The sequence below is a fragment of the Aliidiomarina indica genome, from assembly GCF_015354615.1.
Taxonomy (GTDB): Bacteria; Pseudomonadota; Gammaproteobacteria; order Enterobacterales; family Alteromonadaceae; genus Aliidiomarina; species Aliidiomarina indica.
In genome coordinates, this window is the sequence record NZ_JACAVQ010000014.1 from 1 (window position 1) to 2,026 (window position 2,026).

Annotated in this window: 2 rRNA genes; both read left to right on the forward strand. The window is 52.4% G+C overall.

Annotated elements, in window-relative coordinates:
• A 23S ribosomal RNA gene (locus tag HXZ99_RS12035) occupies positions 1-1,721 on the forward strand; the annotation flags it as partial.
• Positions 1,722-1,901: 180 nt separating this feature from the next.
• A 5S ribosomal RNA gene (rrf, locus tag HXZ99_RS12040) occupies positions 1,902-2,017 on the forward strand.
• Positions 2,018-2,026: the final 9 nt, after the last annotated feature.

Sequence of the window (2,026 nt, forward strand, 5' to 3'; positions counted from 1 at the left end):
TGCTGGGTAGGGGAGCGTTGTGTAAGCCGTTGAAGGTGAATCGAGAGGTTTGCTGGAGGTATCACAAGTGCGAATGCTGACATGAGTAACGATAATGGGGGTGAAAAACCCCCACGCCGGAAGACCAAGGGTTCCTATCCCATGCTAATCAGGGTAGGGTAAGTCGGCCCCTAAGGCGAGGCTGAAAAGCGTAGTCGATGGGAAACAGGTTAATATTCCTGTACTGCTGCATACTGCGATGGGGTGACGGAGAAGGCTAGGCAAGCGCGGCGTTGGTAGTCCGCGTGAAAGTGAGTAGGCAGAGGGATTAGGTAAATCCGGTTCCTTATATGTCGAGACACGAGACGAGACTCTACGGAGTCGAAGTTGTTGATGCCATGCTTCCAGGAAAACCCTCTAAGCTTCAGGTATGCAGAACCGTACCCGAAACCGACACAGGTGGTCAGGTAGAGAATACTAAGGCGCTTGAGAGAACTCGGGTGAAGGAACTAGGCAAAATAGTACCGTAACTTCGGGAGAAGGTACGCCCTTGAAGGTGATGAACTTCGCGTTCTGAGCGTTCGAGGGTCGCAGTGACCAGGTGGCTGGGACTGTTTATTAAAAACACAGCACTCTGCAAAATCGAAAGATGACGTATAGGGTGTGACACCTGCCCGGTGCCGGAAGGTTAATTGATGGGGTTAGCTTCGGCGAAGCTCTTGATCGAAGCCCCGGTAAACGGCGGCCGTAACTATAACGGTCCTAAGGTAGCGAAATTCCTTGTCGGGTAAGTTCCGACCTGCACGAATGGTGTAACCATGGCCACGCTGTCTCCACCCGAGACTCAGTGAAATTGAAATCGCTGTGAAGATGCAGTGTACCCGCGGCTAGACGGAAAGACCCCGTGAACCTTTACTACAGCTTGGCACTGAACATTGAACCTACATGTGTAGGATAGGTGGGAGGCTTTGAAGCATTGGCGCTAGCTGGTGTGGAGCCAACCTTGAAATACCACCCTTGTATGTTTGATGTTCTAACGGCGACTGCTGAACCGCGGTCCCGGACAGTGCCTGGTGGGTAGTTTGACTGGGGCGGTCTCCTCCCAAAGAGTAACGGAGGAGCACGAAGGTTGGCTAAGTACGGTCGGACATCGTACGGTTAGTGCAAAGGCATAAGCCAGCTTAACTGCGAGACAGACACGTCGAGCAGGTGCGAAAGCAGGTCTTAGTGATCCGGTGGTTCTGAATGGAAGGGCCATCGCTCAACGGATAAAAGGTACTCCGGGGATAACAGGCTGATACCGCCCAAGAGTTCATATCGACGGCGGTGTTTGGCACCTCGATGTCGGCTCATCACATCCTGGGGCTGAAGTCGGTCCCAAGGGTATGGCTGTTCGCCATTTAAAGTGGTACGCGAGCTGGGTTTAGAACGTCGTGAGACAGTTCGGTCCCTATCTGCCGTGGGCGTTTGAGAATTGAAAGGGGTTGCTCCTAGTACGAGAGGACCGGAGTGAACGAACCTCTGGTGTTCGGGTTGTCACGCCAGTGGCACTGCCCGGTAGCTATGTTCGGAATCGATAACCGCTGAAAGCATCTAAGCGGGAAGCGAGCCTTGAGATGAGTTCTCACTGGCATGTAATTGCCCTAAAGGGTTGTTGAAGACTACAACGTTGATAGGCACGGTGTGGAAGCGCTGTAAGGCGTTGAGCTAACGTGTACTAATTGCCCGTGAGGCTTAACCATACAACACCAAAAAGGTGTTGGAGCTGACGTCGCCGACGCATCGCGTTGGTGAAAGGGAGCCAATGAAGGTATTGGTGACGAATGATACGTAGGTATCAAAAGACAGGTGAGCCTGGATTGTTTGCGCGTGAAGAGACGCGACTTTGTTTGTATCAGCTTGTACCAAATTAACCAAATTTGTCTGGCGGCCATAGCGACGTGGAACCACCTGAATCCATTCCGAACTCAGAAGTGAAACATGTCAGCGCCGATGGTAGTGTGGGGCCTCCCCATGTGAGAGTAGGACACCGCCAGGCATTCAAATA